Raw genomic sequence first — 15,689 nt, forward strand, 5'->3', positions numbered from 1 at the left:
TTCACGACAAATAGGAATAGACTTGATGAATGCGATATTAGCGGAAAATGTGTTTGGCATTCTGGAAAAGATGGAAATCATGAGAACGGCTCCTTTTACGATATCCGTATTTGATCATTTGGATCGGGGAGACGTATGTTTTATCAAAATTCCATTGGAATCGGAGCATCATTATATTGTATTTCCTGCCGTTTCTACTTGCCTCCTTCCCTACCAATTAGGTTCGTGGGAAGTGATTGAGGTTGATCGGGATAACAACGGAAACACACAAACAAGGCATCTTGATCCACCAACGTTAATGTGGTTGCTCAGCTCGCTCGCTGCCGAAAAAAAGGGGATCTCCTATCCAAATTTGGAGCCGTTTATCGCGGATCTTCAGCTGGCTGAGGAACAAACTAGTTTGTCTATGGAAGCGTATCGAAACTATGTGTCGAATCGCCGGCCAGCTCTGTCCCGTTTCATTGATGCGGAGCAGTGGTCATCATTCCGTGACCGCCCCTTTCACCCTACGTCAAGAATAAAAAGAGGCTGGGATGCGGAGGAATACCGTACGTATGGCGCAGAATTTCATCAAACGCTCACCATGAAGTGGGTGGCGGTAAGGCGGGATTATGTGTTAAGCGGACAGACCGTTCCTGAGCAATCGCCAGATGGTTATCTGCTATCGCCAAATGAGCAAGAACAGATAACGGGGGCAATGGAACGATGCGGAATTTCCAGAAATGACTACGTCGCTTTCCCGGTACATCCATGGCAAATGAAATCCGTATTATTACGAGAGTTTGGTCAGGAGTTCAGCAATCAAATATGTGTGCCCTTACCTGTACAAATCGGTGACTACGTGCCGACATCCTCGGTACGCTCCCTTGCTCCTATGCATGGCGGCGAAGATCACTTGAAGCTTCCGTTAGGTATTGTTTCGCTTGGTGCGGTGCGGTATTTACCGGCTTTGTACATGATTAACGGAGAGAAGGCCCAACGTTTATTGGAGGAAGCAAAGCGTTCGGATCCTCATCTTGCAGAACGCCTGCACCTGTGTGATGAGACGAAATGGTGGGCTTATCATCCGCATGAAGCTGACTTCTTCGATGATCGCCCGCGCCATCTTTCCTGTTTGATCCGAAATTATCCGCAAACGTTCATGGCGGATGATTCGGTACAATGTTTACCGATGTCCGCTTTTGCAGTCGTTGATCCCGAGAGAACGTTTCATATCTTGGATGATTTATTGGTGAATCAAGGGGATGTCGAGAAAGATCAAATCGTCACTTTCTTTAAACAGGTATGCGATCGTTTTTTCTGTGTTGTATTACGTCTCCTGCGCTGCGGCATATTACCGGAAATTCACGGGCAAAATGTCATGCTCGTTATCAAGCACGGTCGAATTGAAGGCTTATTATTGCGTGATTTGGATACAACCAGACTTTATCTTCCTTGGGTAACCCAGGCTGGGCTTCAAGATCCTGGCTATATCGTCAATGCCAACCGCGCAAATTCGTTATACAACAGCACACCTGAGGAGTTGTTATTTTACTTACAGTCTCTTGGTATACAGGTAAATCTGTGTTCGATTATGGATGCATGTTCTCAGCGATATCGCATTTCCGAATGGGATTTATGGGATGTGTTGAAAGAAAGTTTAGAATTTCATGTAAAGGGAGCGGGCTTTACTGAGCCGCAGCGCATCTTGATCGAGGATATCCTTTTTCACAGGGAAACTTGGCCTTACAAATTGTGCATAACCCCTTTGCTCGAACAGCAGGGTGGTGCGGTCGGCAGTATGCCGTCAGGCAAAGGCACATTGACCAATCCGTTCCTGATCGTTGGAGAGCTGATGCGATGATGGACGAAAACCGGTGGAAGCTCAATTTTCGCATGCTCTGGAGCGGGCATTTTCTCTCTGTGGTAAGCCTGACCATGATTGTGCCTTTATTGCCTTTTTATATGAAGGATTTAGGGGTTTCGGAAACATCCGATAATTTGTTCTGGAGCGGCCTTGCGCTCTCCGCACCGGCAGTTTCCTATATGGTTGCAGCGCCGTTGTGGGGAAGGTTAGGGGACCGATGGGGAAGAAAGCGGATGGTTGTCCGGGCTCTGATCGGTTTATCGGGCGCATTAATTCTAATGGGGTTCGTTCAAACCCCCCTTCAATTATTAATCGTTCGTCTGTTTCAAGGAGCGTTTGGCGGAGTCGTCGACGCAGGTGCAGCTTTTGTAGGTTCTCAAGCGCCGGAAGCCGTTCGCGGCAAAGTATTCGGCAAGCTGGAGGGTGCCGTCGCCGCCGGCTCGTTGGCCGGACCGCTCATTGGCGGATTGCTCGTCGGCATGTTAGGGTTTCAAGCGGTATTGTTGACGATGGGAGGCTTGCTGATCCTTTTGTCCCTTCTAATTATGGCATTCCTTCGTGAGGATCGCGGACATCGTGTTCAGCATGCAACCGGATATAGCGGCCGTAACTTGCTTCAATCCTTAACAGACTTACTGGTTCACCGTAAAATCAGATCTTTCCTGTTTGTAGGCTTGTGCGCAAATGTGGGTGTGTATGGACTCGTTATCGTATTTGCCCAGTTTCTGGAAGGAATTGTTCTTCCGGAGAATGCCGCCGCGTGGGTTGGTGTGAGTCAAGCGCTAACATGGGGCGCAGGCTGGTTAAGTTCTTCTTGGTGGGGCAGGCGAAATGACGGATATCCTGTGGAAAAGAACTTCTTCTGGGCATCGCTTGGCTGCGGTGTTTCGATTATGCTCCAGCCGTTATGCAATCAGATCGAATGGATCTTAGTTCTGCGATTGGTTCAAGGATTTTGCTTCAGCGCATTAATCCAGTCTGTCTTTTTCGTAGTTTCAAGAGCATCTTTGGAGGAAAATCGCGGATTTCGAATGGGTCTGACAAGCAGTGTGTTAGTTGTTGGACAAATATCGGGAGGAATGAGTGCAGCTTGGTTAGGCAGATTTGCGAATCTGGAGATGACGATGGCCGGTTTTGGATTTGTTTTTATTATTGCTGCAATGGTTATTCGGAGTCATAGAGACATTCCGCCGATCTCCGCACGCAGCCCTGTAAATGGAAAAATAGTAAAGGAGTAAGTATGGAACGGATCGTGAAACACATTCACCAATTGAAAGATTATCATCCGCAGCTTCCGGTTTGCGCATTCTTATACGATCTCGAGCGCTTACAAGAGCATGTGCGCAAATGGAAGAGCCAATTGCCTCCCCCTTATCGTTTTTATTATGCGATCAAAGCCAATTCAGAGGCAGCCATTTTGAAAGCATTAGCGCCGATTGTTGACGGATTTGAAGTTGCCTCTATAGGAGAGGTTTGCAAAGTAAGAGCTGTAGATAAGGATATTCCTATTATTTTCGGCGGTCCGGGTAAAACTGATGGAGAACTCGAAGGTGCTATTGATCAGGAAGTAAGTTTGATTCATGTTGAAAGTTTCCATGAAGTAGAACGGCTCGCATGGATTGCTTTGAGACGCCAAACCAAGGTGGATATCTTATTACGAGTAAATCTAAAGGGGCCTTTACCCGTCGGGACACTGCAGATGGCGGGAGTGCCTACGCAATTCGGAGTTGATGAAAGCCAAATAGACGAGGCTTTCGAGTTTATCCGAAAATTCCCCCAGCTCAGGTTAAAAGGTTTTCATTTGCATTCTTTATCCAATAACCTTGATGACTGTAAGCACGCGGAATTGATCGCGTATTATCTTGACCGATTTCAATTCTGGAAACGAAAATACAGGTTGAATGTGACCATTTTAAATGTGGGCGGGGGCATTGGCGTTAATTATGAACGAATAGATAAACAGTTCTTAGCCACCTCTTTTACTTCGCAATTGGTGCAGCAACTAAACGGCATAGCGGCAGACATACCGACTTCCATTCTGTTCGAGTGCGGCCGGTATTCCGTCGCCTCCTGCGGATATTACGCTGTTGAAGTATTGGATATCAGGGAGAAAGAGGGAACTACATTTGTTGTAATTGCAGGCGGGTTGCATCATTTTCTGCTCCCTGGGGCTTGGAAGCACAATCATCCGTTTGAAGTTTTGTCGATCGATCGTTGGTCGTATCCATTTCCGCGGGGAGGGACTCAGAATTCCCCTGTCACGATTGTCGGCAGGATGAACAGCCACAAGGACGTCTTGGCGCGTGACGTGTTCGTTCCAAATGTACGCATAGGGGATGTCATCGTCTTTACTTATGCAGGGGCATACGGGTGGTCGATTTCCGCTCATGATTTTAGCAGTCTTAAGCATCCGGATCATATATTTATCGAGTAAATGTCCATGCTTACGTAGAAAGCTTTCCTACGGAAAGCTCTAAGGAGGGCCACTATGCTTCGAACTAATCGTCTGAAACAAAAATTGCGGGAAGGAAAGGAAGTATTCGGGCTGTTCTGTTCCATCCCTTCGCCAGTTGTGGTAGAAATGATCGGTTTAGCCGGTTATGATTTCGTCATTATTGACACAGAACACGTACTGATCAATCCCGAGACTATAGAGCATATGATTCGTGCGGCGGAAGCTGTTGATCTGACCGCTTTGGTCAGAGTACCGGAGGCTGATGCCGGAGCGATTCTTCGTGCTTTGGACGGCGGTGCTTACGGTATCGTCGTTCCGCATATTGAAAGCATAGAACAGGCAGAATTTATTGTGAAAGCGAGCCGTTATTTCCCGCAAGGGGAACGGAGTTTAAACGGCGGACGCCCAGGTGCGTTCGGTAAAAACAGTCTTCTCGCGTATATGAGTAGAGCCAATGATGAAATCATGGTGATCCCGATGATAGAAAGCAAACAAGGCGTTGAACGGATTGAGGAAATTGTAAGTGTCGAAGGTATAGATATGATTATGGTAGGTACGGCCGATCTTTCGCAATCGTACGGAGTACCCTGGCAAACACAACATGAAGTTGTGAGAAAAGCAGTGCGAACCGTCTGTTCCTCAGCGGTTAAGAAGGACATCCCATTTTGTGCAATTCCCCGAAAACTTGACGAAATGGATGAGTGGCGAGAATCGGATGTTAAAGCTTATGTGCTCAGTGACGAGAGAGGCATTGCTTTTCGGGCGCTTCAAGACCACTTAAACAAATATGTGAAGGAAATGAAAATTAAGATTATTTGACATCTTAATTGATAACGATTATCATAATCAATGAGAGTTTTATCTTATTTGATCAGGAGATTGTGAATATGCTCCCCTTTGATTCAACCGTTTTGCATAATAGCCATAACATCGTCTTCGGAAGCGGCAGTAATCCTGAATCCGGTTCCTGTTTGGAGGATGAGATCGAGTTTGTTCACCTCATGGAGGATTTTGGGGATTTCATGAAATCACCTGCCCCGAAGGTGACCGGTTCGTTATTTGCCAAAAGGTACTGCTCGTTAATTGCCGGCGCTGTCCATACATATATGCATCACCAATACGGCCTCGACCTGTCGTTGCCAAACGTAAGGGTTGTCGTTGGAGAGGAAGGGATTCATTATCGGATTGTAGATTCCGGTGAATTTCAACAGCTTCAACAACTGCAAACACGTGAACAGAGAAGAGAACTCTACTTCCGGCATTTGTTTTCGGACAACGTATGCCGTGTCTTTGAACGGACAGAGAGGTACACTGGCATACAGGAATCCAATTTATGGGCAACTTTATCGTACAATCTCACATACTGGAAAGAGGAATGGATTCATCAAGCTCAGTCACTGTGGTTAAGAGAACGAATTGAAGAAGATTACCGCTTTATGATGGAAGAAGCGAATCACCTGTGGTTCCGGGAGAAAACGGTAAATCCGCTTATACACAGTTTTCGTCAAGTTATAGTTCCTTGTTATAACGATCGGCATATTTTGCTGCGTGAAAAGTGTTGTTTGAATTACTGTCTGCCAGGCGGAGACCGCTACTGCTACACATGTCCGCTAATTACTGATGAGCGGCGCATCGAGAAGTACTTAGCCGTACATGATATCGGGTGACAAGAACATTATCCCATTACAATCCGCTTAAATTGCGGTTTTTTTTATCTCATTCCCGACAAGGCCATGATAAATTCATAGGAATTCTTCTCAATGGACCAGTCGCTCAACGGGGATCTGTGAGGTCTCCGAGAAAACCGGTATTCCGATTACGACCATCCGCCACTGGGAAAAAGCCGGGCTGCTCCGAATTCCACGAAGGGAGGGGAATTGGTACCGGTTTTTCGACCATCTATTGTACAACGAGCTGGATACTGCAGATATTTCGATATGTAACGAAGAAATAGGCTGGTCCGAAATGGATCATCCTATTTTCTTTGTTAGAGTCCCGAATGTGATCCACATAAGGCAATGGCTTCATTAAGTAAATCGAGAAGATCTGGGTCCGTAGTCGTATTCCTTCCAACTTGTTCGAGGACGATAGCCTGCTCAATAAATACAAGATATTTCCATACATCCATAACGTCACCGACATAGAGGAGGTTTTGGCTCATCGTCGGTAAATGTCTTAAAAAAACTTGTAACAGCTTCCATTATATTTGTTAAAATCTCACCTCTTATAAATGATTTATATTATTCAGAATAGTAGATTGTGTTTGGTAATAGCGGAATTAACTTGGCAACATGTTCACTTTATCCATCTCTAAATTAACGGTCGCGCACATCGTGCTTAGCGCTGCGCCGTCGCTGCCGTAACTTAAACAATCCCCGGGTACTGGAAACGCAGGCCCGGGGATTGTTATAGATGAGATTGCTGGCCAAGTTCCCTAACTACATAAATGTTCATCCCCAGACGAATACTAGAAAAATCATTTTGCAGATCGGGAGTGGCATCAAGATGCTTTATATTATCAATCTGGCTGTTTTTGTCGTTTGGATGATAGCGCTTCTTCGGAAAAAGAAACTTTCCTGGCATACGCTTCTCGCTTCCTACTCGATCGCCGTATTTTGCGCAGATATGCTCGAGGTATCTTTAAATCTGCTGCTTAATCTGTACAAATTTCCAACCCATTTGGCGAAAAATCCGGTGGACGAAAATGAGCTGGGCATTATTTTTGCCGATACGTTGATACTGCCTGTCGCTTTCATAATATTTGTTTACTTCGCGAGAAAAAGCAACCGCCCTTGGGCGATCTCTCTCTTATTTGCAGCGCTGTTTACACTACTGGAGTGGATTTACCTGGAAACCGGGTATATGAAATACATTCGCTGGAACTTGTCTTATTCCGCCGCATTTTATGTGGTCGGCTTCCGCGTCGGAGCCTACCTGGCACCGCGTCTTGCCACCTACGATCCGCCCTTACCTTATAGGGTTCGACTGCTCTGCTTTTCTCACACGATCATCATGTGGATAGGCGCCCTTTTTGCAGAGCCGCTTCTTAAGATGTATCAATACAGACCGGGAGTGTTTGCCGACCGTATGGCCGATTGCCGGTTTACCGATCTTGTTTCAGGTGATGTTCTGACATGGTTATGCGTGCTTTTCATTCCAATGTTTCCACGCCGGCTAAAATATGTTGTTTTCGCGGCCATCGCGTGTTTGGGAATCTCATTCGCGTACTACTCTCATTATAAAGGGTGGCTCATCTACCATCGTTGGAACCATGTTTTAATGGCTTTGCGGTATGTCGTGCCAGTTTTCCTCGTATTGCTGTACGACCGTTGGGAGTTATCCTACGAACAAAAAAGGCGGCAAAAAGGCAACACATAAGGATGTCCAATATGAAGCTTTGAAGAATCTTCAGAGCTGACCCTTCGTGAAACCGAGCCTACAAGGACAGATTCTAACAATGGATATGATCATCATGGGAAATGATTCAGAAGTTTGAGAATCAGGAAGATAAGCTTAAATATGAGGAATTAATTCCCTACCCCTACGCCAATACTAATTGAAGAAGGGGATGGTCTATCTGAAGTGGATTGTATTAATTATTACAATTTTACTTTTTAACACCACATCATTTTTTATGCGTAAACGCTTGAGCTATTCTGAATTATATTCAACAGTACTTTTTGCGCTTGTTGCGTGTTCAATAGCTGATGGTTATGCAAGCTTTCATTTTAAAGCATGGGGTTTTTTCGAGGTGGAAAAAGTAGAGTTTAGTGCACTGTTAATAGTGTTAGGAATTTATCCAGCAGCAGCAGCTATGATTATTAATTGGTATCCTTACGCATCTTCTAGGTGGAAAAAATTTACTTACCTTATGGGCTGGGCCATTTTTTCTACTCTGTACGAGTGGTTAACTTTAGTGGTCGGTATTTTGTGGCATATTAAATGGAACTTATTTTATTCATTTTTAATCTACCCTTTTATATATTACATGTTAATTATCCATGTAAGAATCTATCGGAAGTGGATGACAAACAACTCGACTGACTAGCTGACTAAGTTTTTTTTGATGGGAAATTTTCGTATACAGTGGTAACATACAAACCGCTTTAACCCGTTAAACGCAGACCAATTGGTCAGTCGAAGTTTGAATACTGAAAAAAGGACCATCTCGTGGAAACACAGGTGAAGAAAAGAAGGAGAGTTGTTTAAATCACTCTAAAGTTCCAGGATAACAAAAATACGGTCGCCTCGTTGCGCTAAGAGGAACGAGAGTTCAATAAATAGGAGAAGGAAGCTGACCTCTGAAATTGAATCGATTTCAGTAATCTGGATAAACTATCCTCGATACCTTGATTTGAAGTGGATCGATTATCTTATTATGAACGATGACATGGAGGCATAAAGCATGTTAAATTTATCTGAGCTCGAGAATGTCCATGCAAATATTGAATCCGTACACGAAGTCGTACAATGTTTAAAAGCAAGAATAGATGGCATATATATTGGAATTCACATTCTCAAAAATCGGGAGAGCAGTTACTTTTATGAGCTCAGTCATTATTATAGAGGTGCAGACAATGCCGGACCTCTTGTTGCAATGGAAAACCGTTATAATTCGATAGAGGAAGCGGCAAAGGGAGCACTCCAAGCTGCAACGATGTGTTACCGAAGCACTGATGAAGGTGGGTCTTGGCTTAGAAACGATTCCTTTCTTCAATAAAGAGATCAACTCGATGATAAGCTTCATGATTGCGAAAGACAGGACTGAGATCATCCCATCTGTCAGATGAAAAGAATATTATCCCATTACATGCCGCTTATATTGCGGCTTTTTTAGTGATAAATTTCCATAATAATAGTCTCAAAAGTCCATTCATTTTAATAATCAAGTAATTTACAATATTTGAATATATATATGAGGACGGAGATTGTTATGAGTAAATATATGATTGGAATTGACCTTGGTGGAACAAATATTAAGTCTGCAATTTTCAACACGGAGTTTCAAAAAATTCACGAAAGAAGTGACCCCACGGAAGCAGCAAAAGGACCTACTTATGTGTTAAACAGAATTAAAGAAATTGTTCAAAAGATGATGTTGTTCGAAGGAATCAATCAAACTTCTATTAAGTGCATGGGTATGGGAATCCCTGGTTTACTTAATCCAGATGAAGGTCTATCCATATTTTCACCAAACTTTCCAGATTGGGAAAATATTCATGTTGTGAATCAAATGAAAAGTAATTTTGACTTTCCTGTTTTTATCGACAATGATGTGCGGGTAAATATGTACGGTGAATGGCTGTTTGGTGCAGGCGTTGGTTACAAAAACTTGGTATTGATAACGTTAGGTACCGGTTTAGGGTCGGGTATTATAAATGATGGAAAGGTTTTCTACGGTACAACATCTAGCGCGGGCGAAATTGGGCATATGAATATGTACCGGGAAGGTCGTCCTTGTCGTTGTGGAAGCTCAGGCTGTCTAGGGAGATACGTGTCTGCGATAGGAATGGTCAAAACCTTTACAGACAAGCTTGAGGAAGGTCGGTCAAGTGCCGTATTGCAATGGGTGGGAGACGATCGGACGGCAATTACTGCCCAAATGATTTCAAAGGCATACGATCTGGGAGATTCTCTTGCAATTGAGGTTATGCATGAAACAGGAAAAATTCTTGGATTTGGTCTTTCGAATGTAATCAACCTATTAAATCCAGAAGTAATTATAGTTGGTGGTGGAATGTCGGCGGCTGGTGATCGCTTGCTAAATTCAGTACGCGATACTGCCCGAAATCATGCATTAAAGCTTTCTTCCCATGCTTGTAAGATAGAACAAGCGAAATTAGGTGGACAAGCTGGTATGATCGGCGCAGCCGCATATGCGAACAATAAGATGCCTTCATAAGCGAGTTTCATCGATGGGGATTATGTAGCCTAAACGATGAACGAGACAAAAGATGTAACTGCAATCCATGCGGTCACATCTTTTTTGCTGCTTCTGGGAGAAAGAAGAATAGGCGAAGGTATCGCCAAATACGGGTCATGGTTATGGAAGTAATTGGGTGATCCCTTCGGCGCTAACGGAAAACGATAGCTTCATAACAAGATCGACCTCCAGAAAAGAAAGATTTGATAGGCTACACCATCTTGAAAATCGGCGAATCGGAGCTTCAGCTCACCGACAATGTTACCGGCAGCAGCTACCAGAAGGGAACGCAAGTGACCATAGTTGTTCAAACCAATGACAAAGACAAAGCTACCCAATATTTTGAAGCACTGAAGCAGGGCGGTCAAGTAAATGAGCCGCTGCAGGCAAGTTTTTTCAGCCCCGCTTACGGCAATGTAACGGATAAATTTGGCGTCACGTTCCGAATTCTCACAAGAGGACACCAGTGATCAATCACTGTTACTTAAAATAAAGGGAGGAAATCCTAATGACTGTTCTTTTCATCGTTCTTCAAAGCTTGCTGGCCTTATACTATGTATTTTCAGGCACTGCAAAGACCTTAGGGGCCAAATATTGGGTAGATATTTTCAACAATCTTAGAATACCACAGTCGTTTCGTGTCGTCACAGGCGTCGTCCAGTTAGTCGGTGCCGCTATACTCATCATCGGCTACTGGTATTCAGAGGCGGTCACGTGGGCTTGCATTTGGCTTGGAATTACGATGTTACTGGCGTGCCTCGCGCATTTCAGGGTCAAAGATCCGATTGGTAAAACGGCACCGGCCCTCATGTTTACTTCGTTAATCATCATTCTAACCATCGTTAATGCGGCGGTCTGATACTTCCCTTTTCTTAAGAAAGCATATGAAAATGAATCCTACCGCATCGTGAAACTGAACCCGAAGGGGACAAGAGGAGCCGAGCCACGACTGCCCCGGCGAAGGCCATGGAACGCGCGAAGAACTTGGAATACAACGCAGAAGAACCCTCCGGTGTAAAGGAGACGGCATTCAGAGACAGTTGACCTACCATTCCGGTTAAGCTGGAATACTGCCCGTTCAGGTTGTAGGTAATTGTTTTTTGAGTGATTTGCTAGATAAGGATTTGGAAGAATTGTTTCTGATTGAGATGTAGTCCCGAATGGAAATGATTGTGAAGATATATGTAAACGAAGACCCGCAGCATGTTGCTGTGGGTCCTTTTTTATTAGAATTGTTTCAGAATGCTAATTAAAGTAATACATATAAGGAAGGATGTACATATTAATTCATAGGAATACGGAAGGTTGATCAACTTATTCGTGAATATAATATGAAGTTCTGAGGTGTGACGAGTGCAGCAAGAAAATTGTGATATATCCCCGATGAAAGAACAGTTGAGGCAACAGCTGCGCCACATCTCCGCTGAAATTCAATGCAGCTTGGATACCTTAGATAATGATGAAAATAACTGTCTTTTAAGTCGATTTGACGATATTCGAGAAGCCTTTAAACAAGTTGAGTCCACAGCGGCTTCCTTCTATCTGCAATGTTATTTATCCTCTTTCACGACCCATTATTTAGACTTGTCCATTTGTATTCAGCATCTGTCGGAACGCCGACATGGTGCTTTGATCGTGATCCAGAGGAACGATCTGCTGGATATGTTTATGCACTCAGGCATTAGGTTGGAAGCAACGTTGACTTACTCGTTATTGGAAGCCATTTTTTACCCTGGCAACCCGCTGCATGATGGGGCTCTATTGATTCAATCCGATCGAATCGTTTCGGCTGCGAATGTTTTACCAGTATCTAATATAACGGTTGACAAAAAACTGGGGACAAGACACCGTGCCGCGATAGGCTTGACAGAACGAACCGATGCTCTTGTACTCGTCGTTTCAGAGGAAACCGGCAATGCTTCCTTTGCCTATAAGGGAGTCCTGCACCCCATTAATTCTTTGGATACAATGGTCCAGCCGATAACTGAGCGATAGATTCAAATCACTCTTTTCTGATAAAAAAACTGTCCCACTAAGAAAACGGATTGCGGGAAATTCAAACCGAGCTGCCACGCCCCTACACCCTTAAGACGATAATCGACAACTATTTGAAATTTTGCTGCACGGGCTCGCGCATCTTCAAACCACACGCTGTGTCTCTTACCGTTCTCGTCCCAATATGTAAAATAGGGTTGTTGATGCTGAATTGAATATTGAATCGGCACTTCATACTTCATAGCTGTTTCGGTAGCTGCAGTAACGGAAACAGCTTTAGCGTTGAGTACATTTCCATTATCCATCGTCCAGTCATACCCATACCTGGGTACCCCTAGAATAATTTTGTTCCGAGGCATGCGCTGCACGGCATAATCGAGGGTTTTACGTATCTCATCGATTGGGGCGACAGGTCCAGGACCAGAATGCGTTTCATGCCAATCATAGGCCATTATGAAAACGAAATCCACGACAGCACCGATCCCTCCGTAATCATAACCAGGATAATCGCTATCGCTTTTTTTTACATGAAGGGCGACCGATGTCAAGAATCCCTCCGGATTCAAACGATCGTTCAATGAGCGTAAAAAACCGGTATACAAGTCCCTTTCCCCTGCACGAATCTGCTCAAAATCAATATTAACGCCAGCATAATTTTTTGTTTTCACTAAATTATAAATATTGTTAATTAAACGGTTCCTTAATTCAGGAGAGTTAAGTACTTGTCTTGTCACATTGGGACTGAACCCTTCCGGAGTTAAATTTGTAATTGTCGCCAGTGGAGCAACTCTATGTTTCCGCGAAGCTCTTACGGCTAATTCATCGTTATTTAGAGTGCTCAAGTTCCCTTCCGCGGTAATGTGGTATTCAAAAATGCCAAAGTAGGCATTGTATGGTGAGAAGTTACGGGTAGTCATTTCAATTTGTTCAGGTGTAGCAGGAATGAAATAACTCAAACCTTCTTCCGGATATTTGATTCGCGCTGGGAGGTACAGCTTCATGCCTATAGATAATATATCGCTTTGAAGCCCGTTTGCTTTACGAAGGGTATCCACGGATAGAAAACTCATCTGGGATATCTCGTAGAGCGAATCTCCGGGCTGAACAATATAAACAGTTGATGGAACTATCAAAGCTTGACCAGGAACTAGTGTTGGATCGATCAAGCCGTTTATTTCACGAATTTTATCGAGGGGAAATTGAAATTGTGAAGCAATAGAAAAAAGAGAATCTCCATTTTTTACAGTATAAATAAACATATGAAATTTATTCCCCCCAGCTGAGCAAAGATACTTCCTTTCATAGATATTCGTTAGTGAGCATGTTTCAGAACAGCTGCATCGTACTGGCACGCTAGGCCATTCGAGGAGAACCGCAGCCCACACTTTCTTGAAAATTATGGCATATCATAATTTTAATTTGCTTGGAAAATTCAAGGAGACAGTAATTATTATGTGAGGTGAAATCATTGCAAAAAATAGCAAAGACTACAAGTAAGATTAAAAAGTTGATACCTAAAAAAACGACCTCTATTCAAATGCGGGGGGATATATGGGATCAGTACACACTAAAGCATTTATTGCAAAGGAAACCTAAAATCATATATAAAGGTAAAAGTCGGTTTCAAAACATCATCCTGCTCGAAGCGAAAGATGTACGGTTGTATTTGGATAAGCAGCTGCAATTCAGTTCATTGGATGAACGCTTTTATCACGAGGCACTTGTTCACCCGGCAATGACGATGTCGCCTAATCGCCGTAATGTTTTGATATTAGGGGGTGGCGATGGATTCGCAGTAAGAGAAGTGCTTAAATACAAGGATGTAAAAACGGTTGATCTGGTTGAGTTGGATCCCCAAATTATCAAAGTAGCCAAAAGAAAGCCTATATCTACATTAAATCATCGTTCATTATTTGATAAACGTGTAAAGGTTCATCAAATGGATGCAAAATTATTTTTCCCTACTTCCAAATCCTATCAAGTGATTATCGTTGATTTTCCCGATCCATCAGACAAAATGATTAGTAAGCTGTACACAAAAGAATTTTTTAAACGTGTAGTCAAATCGCTTGCTCCAGACGGCATGATTGTCATCCAATCTAATTCAACTGAAGATATGCCGCGCGTATATTGGAGCATTCATCATACGTTGAAAAGCATAGGCATGAATACGAAAAGCTATTTTGTTTATGTCCCATCTTTCGGAGATTGGGGCTTCCAAATCGCTTCGTTTAAAAACTTTATCCCTGGCAGAAAGAAAGTTTCTGTCCCCAACCAAACACTACCCAAAAACCTTTCAACATTGTTCAAATTGCCGGAAGAAGTTCTTGAATCAAGAAATACAGCGCTACCCAATAGCTTGAAAAACCTGAGGTTATATAAATATTATCATCTTGATCAGAAAAGCGCCGTAGCGCGCTAAGGATAAAAAGAGGGCTGTGGGATAGTCCTCTTTTTTTCTTGCTGTTTTTAATATATGAATCTTTCATGGTTGGTCTGACGCCCGTTTAAACTGATGGGGGGTCAATCCCACGTGTTTTTTGAACATTTGGCAAAAATAAGAGAAGTTCCCAAGACCTACAGCCTGACCGATTCCCTGTATAGAGATGTCACTTGTTTTAAGCAATAAGCAGGCTTGACGAATGCGTCTCGCGGTCAAATATTCCGTAATGCTGCTGCCTACGATTTGCTTAAAGACCGCGGAAATGTGATTTGGCGATAAGTGAATGGCCTGTGCGAGTTGATTAAGCTCAAAGGGCTCCATGTAATGGATTTCAATCCATTCCATGACCTTCTCAGCAATGGATGAGGACTTTACTTTGGAACTGCGTTCTGTGGATAGGTTGTACCCGGTTAATGGATAGGAAGTTTTCAAATGATGCATCAGGTTGGTCAAGAAGAACAATTGCTCTTCCAGCAAATGTTCCGGTTTGGCATGCTCAATTGTATGTTGGTGTGCTTGGAGCAAGTTATGCAGAGCCTCCGTGTCTAATCCGCTTATCTTTTGAATAGACAGGGGGTCTTTCCAAAGTTTCTGGAAAAATTCACGTGTAGAAGGGAATGCCGTCAAACAGCCATCAAGCAGCGCAGGTTCGAATACGAAAAAAGATCGGATGTACGCTTGCTGGGCTAGTTCGTTCATGCGAATCCGATGTAGTTGGAAAGGTCTGAAGTAAAAGAGCATGCCAGGAGCCAGGTCGAAAATTTGTTGTTCCACAACGACAGTACCAGTGCCTTCGTGGACAATAAGGATTTCCATACCTTGATGCGCATGATAGATTTCAGCAAATGCATTTGTCCGATTTCGGTAAAATTGAAGATGTGCAGGGTGTTGATTAAGGTTCAAGTAATTCATTACCTTCATGGTCCAAATGACTCCCATCTTCTCTCATATGTTAAATCATAACACAACAACATTTTACCATAAGAGCACTACACTCTGTTCGATTGATTTTTGCTATACTGAGGGC

At 43.5% G+C, this 15,689-nt stretch carries 17 protein-coding genes; 14 read left to right on the forward strand and 3 right to left on the reverse strand.

Features of this window, described 5'->3' with window-relative positions; translation table 11 throughout:
- Positions 1–25 precede the first annotated feature (25 nt).
- The 6 genes from QFZ80_RS05615 to QFZ80_RS38815 all read left to right on the forward strand — a co-directional run bounded on the left by QFZ80_RS05615 (position 26) and on the right by QFZ80_RS38815 (position 6,332).
- The gene (locus QFZ80_RS05615; protein ID WP_307548139.1) at positions 26–1,843 is read left to right on the forward strand and encodes an IucA/IucC family protein; all 1,818 of its coding nucleotides are present in this window, start codon (positions 26–28) and stop codon (positions 1,841–1,843) included.
- Complete coding sequence (locus QFZ80_RS05620) at positions 1,840–3,084, forward strand: MFS transporter (RefSeq protein WP_307548138.1); 1,245 nt, start codon at positions 1,840–1,842, stop codon at positions 3,082–3,084. The genes QFZ80_RS05615 and QFZ80_RS05620 overlap by 4 nt, the downstream gene beginning before the upstream one ends.
- A 2-nt stretch (positions 3,085–3,086) precedes the next feature.
- A complete protein-coding gene (locus QFZ80_RS05625) occupies positions 3,087–4,280 on the forward strand; it encodes a type III PLP-dependent enzyme (protein ID WP_307548137.1) in 1,194 nt (397 codons plus the stop codon).
- Between the two features lie 54 nt (positions 4,281–4,334).
- The gene (locus QFZ80_RS05630; protein ID WP_307557674.1) at positions 4,335–5,120 is read left to right on the forward strand and encodes an HpcH/HpaI aldolase family protein; all 786 of its coding nucleotides are present in this window, start codon (positions 4,335–4,337) and stop codon (positions 5,118–5,120) included.
- A gap of 68 nt (positions 5,121–5,188) precedes the next feature.
- Positions 5,189–5,968 carry an IucA/IucC family C-terminal-domain containing protein gene (locus tag QFZ80_RS05635; RefSeq protein WP_307557675.1) on the forward strand — a complete coding sequence of 260 codons (780 nt, stop codon included), beginning with the start codon at positions 5,189–5,191 and terminating at the stop codon, positions 5,966–5,968.
- Positions 5,969–6,083: 115 nt separating this feature from the next.
- Positions 6,084–6,332 carry a MerR family transcriptional regulator gene (locus QFZ80_RS38815; protein ID WP_373460373.1) on the forward strand — a complete coding sequence of 83 codons (249 nt, stop codon included), beginning with the start codon at positions 6,084–6,086 and terminating at the stop codon, positions 6,330–6,332.
- Here QFZ80_RS38815 and QFZ80_RS05640 read toward each other — a convergent pair.
- Positions 6,289–6,462, reverse strand: coding sequence for a hypothetical protein (locus tag QFZ80_RS05640; protein WP_307548134.1), 174 nt, complete (start codon positions 6,460–6,462; stop codon positions 6,289–6,291). The two genes, QFZ80_RS38815 and QFZ80_RS05640, sit on opposite strands and share 44 nt — an antisense overlap.
- A gap of 344 nt (positions 6,463–6,806) precedes the next feature.
- Between QFZ80_RS05640 and QFZ80_RS05645 the strand changes: the two genes are divergently transcribed.
- The 7 genes from QFZ80_RS05645 to cdaS all read left to right on the forward strand — a co-directional run bounded on the left by QFZ80_RS05645 (position 6,807) and on the right by cdaS (position 12,219).
- Entirely contained in the window at positions 6,807–7,679 is an 873-nt protein-coding gene (locus QFZ80_RS05645; protein ID WP_307557678.1) for a hypothetical protein, read from the forward strand.
- 190 nt (positions 7,680–7,869) lie between these two features.
- Entirely contained in the window at positions 7,870–8,349 is a 480-nt protein-coding gene (locus QFZ80_RS05650; RefSeq protein WP_307548132.1) for a CBO0543 family protein, read from the forward strand.
- Positions 8,350–8,706: 357 nt separating this feature from the next.
- Complete coding sequence (locus tag QFZ80_RS05655; protein WP_307557680.1) at positions 8,707–9,021, forward strand: hypothetical protein; 315 nt, start codon at positions 8,707–8,709, stop codon at positions 9,019–9,021.
- 213 nt (positions 9,022–9,234) lie between these two features.
- Complete coding sequence (locus QFZ80_RS05660; protein ID WP_307557683.1) at positions 9,235–10,203, forward strand: ROK family protein; 969 nt, start codon at positions 9,235–9,237, stop codon at positions 10,201–10,203.
- A 224-nt stretch (positions 10,204–10,427) separates the two neighbouring features.
- The gene (locus tag QFZ80_RS05665; RefSeq protein WP_307557686.1) at positions 10,428–10,694 is read left to right on the forward strand and encodes a VOC family protein; all 267 of its coding nucleotides are present in this window, start codon (positions 10,428–10,430) and stop codon (positions 10,692–10,694) included.
- A 38-nt stretch (positions 10,695–10,732) separates the two neighbouring features.
- Positions 10,733–11,083 (forward strand): DoxX family protein, encoded by a 351-nt coding sequence (locus QFZ80_RS05670; protein ID WP_307557688.1) that lies wholly within the window; start codon positions 10,733–10,735, stop codon positions 11,081–11,083.
- Between the two features lie 494 nt (positions 11,084–11,577).
- Complete coding sequence (cdaS, locus tag QFZ80_RS05675) at positions 11,578–12,219, forward strand: sporulation-specific diadenylate cyclase CdaS (protein ID WP_307557691.1); 642 nt, start codon at positions 11,578–11,580, stop codon at positions 12,217–12,219.
- Between the two features lie 2 nt (positions 12,220–12,221).
- On the opposite strand, the gene QFZ80_RS05680 is transcribed toward cdaS, so the two are convergent.
- A complete protein-coding gene (locus tag QFZ80_RS05680; protein WP_307557693.1) occupies positions 12,222–13,478 on the reverse strand; it encodes a glycoside hydrolase family 18 protein in 1,257 nt (418 codons plus the stop codon).
- A gap of 209 nt (positions 13,479–13,687) precedes the next feature.
- Between QFZ80_RS05680 and QFZ80_RS05685 the strand changes: the two genes are divergently transcribed.
- Positions 13,688–14,641, forward strand: coding sequence for a fused MFS/spermidine synthase (locus tag QFZ80_RS05685; protein ID WP_307557696.1), 954 nt, complete (start codon positions 13,688–13,690; stop codon positions 14,639–14,641).
- A gap of 63 nt (positions 14,642–14,704) precedes the next feature.
- On the opposite strand, the gene QFZ80_RS05690 is transcribed toward QFZ80_RS05685, so the two are convergent.
- Entirely contained in the window at positions 14,705–15,583 is an 879-nt protein-coding gene (locus tag QFZ80_RS05690; RefSeq protein ID WP_307557697.1) for a helix-turn-helix domain-containing protein, read from the reverse strand.
- Positions 15,584–15,689 lie beyond the last annotated feature (106 nt).

It is taken from the genome of Paenibacillus sp. V4I7 (assembly GCF_030817275.1).
In the GTDB taxonomy this organism is placed as follows: Bacteria; Bacillota; Bacilli; order Paenibacillales; family NBRC-103111; genus Paenibacillus_E.

Bases quoted from the DNA above. Each gene is read 5' to 3' on its own strand.
- QFZ80_RS05615 (WP_307548139.1), top strand. From the start codon at position 26: ATGAATGCGATATTAGCGGAAAATGTGTTTGGCATTCTGGAAAAGATG.
- QFZ80_RS05620 (WP_307548138.1), top strand. From the start codon at position 1,840: ATGATGGACGAAAACCGGTGGAAGCTCAATTTTCGCATGCTCTGGAGC.
- QFZ80_RS05625 (WP_307548137.1), top strand. From the start codon at position 3,087: ATGGAACGGATCGTGAAACACATTCACCAATTGAAAGATTATCATCCG.
- QFZ80_RS05630 (WP_307557674.1), top strand. From the start codon at position 4,335: ATGCTTCGAACTAATCGTCTGAAACAAAAATTGCGGGAAGGAAAGGAA.
- QFZ80_RS05635 (WP_307557675.1), top strand. From the start codon at position 5,189: ATGCTCCCCTTTGATTCAACCGTTTTGCATAATAGCCATAACATCGTC.
- QFZ80_RS05640 (WP_307548134.1), bottom strand. From the start codon at position 6,462: ATGAGCCAAAACCTCCTCTATGTCGGTGACGTTATGGATGTATGGAAA.
- QFZ80_RS05645 (WP_307557678.1), top strand. From the start codon at position 6,807: ATGCTTTATATTATCAATCTGGCTGTTTTTGTCGTTTGGATGATAGCG.
- QFZ80_RS05650 (WP_307548132.1), top strand. From the start codon at position 7,870: ATGGTCTATCTGAAGTGGATTGTATTAATTATTACAATTTTACTTTTT.
- QFZ80_RS05655 (WP_307557680.1), top strand. From the start codon at position 8,707: ATGTTAAATTTATCTGAGCTCGAGAATGTCCATGCAAATATTGAATCC.
- QFZ80_RS05660 (WP_307557683.1), top strand. From the start codon at position 9,235: ATGAGTAAATATATGATTGGAATTGACCTTGGTGGAACAAATATTAAG.
- QFZ80_RS05670 (WP_307557688.1), top strand. From the start codon at position 10,733: ATGACTGTTCTTTTCATCGTTCTTCAAAGCTTGCTGGCCTTATACTAT.
- QFZ80_RS05680 (WP_307557693.1), bottom strand. From the start codon at position 13,478: ATGTTTATTTATACTGTAAAAAATGGAGATTCTCTTTTTTCTATTGCT.
- QFZ80_RS05690 (WP_307557697.1), bottom strand. From the start codon at position 15,583: ATGAAGGTAATGAATTACTTGAACCTTAATCAACACCCTGCACATCTT.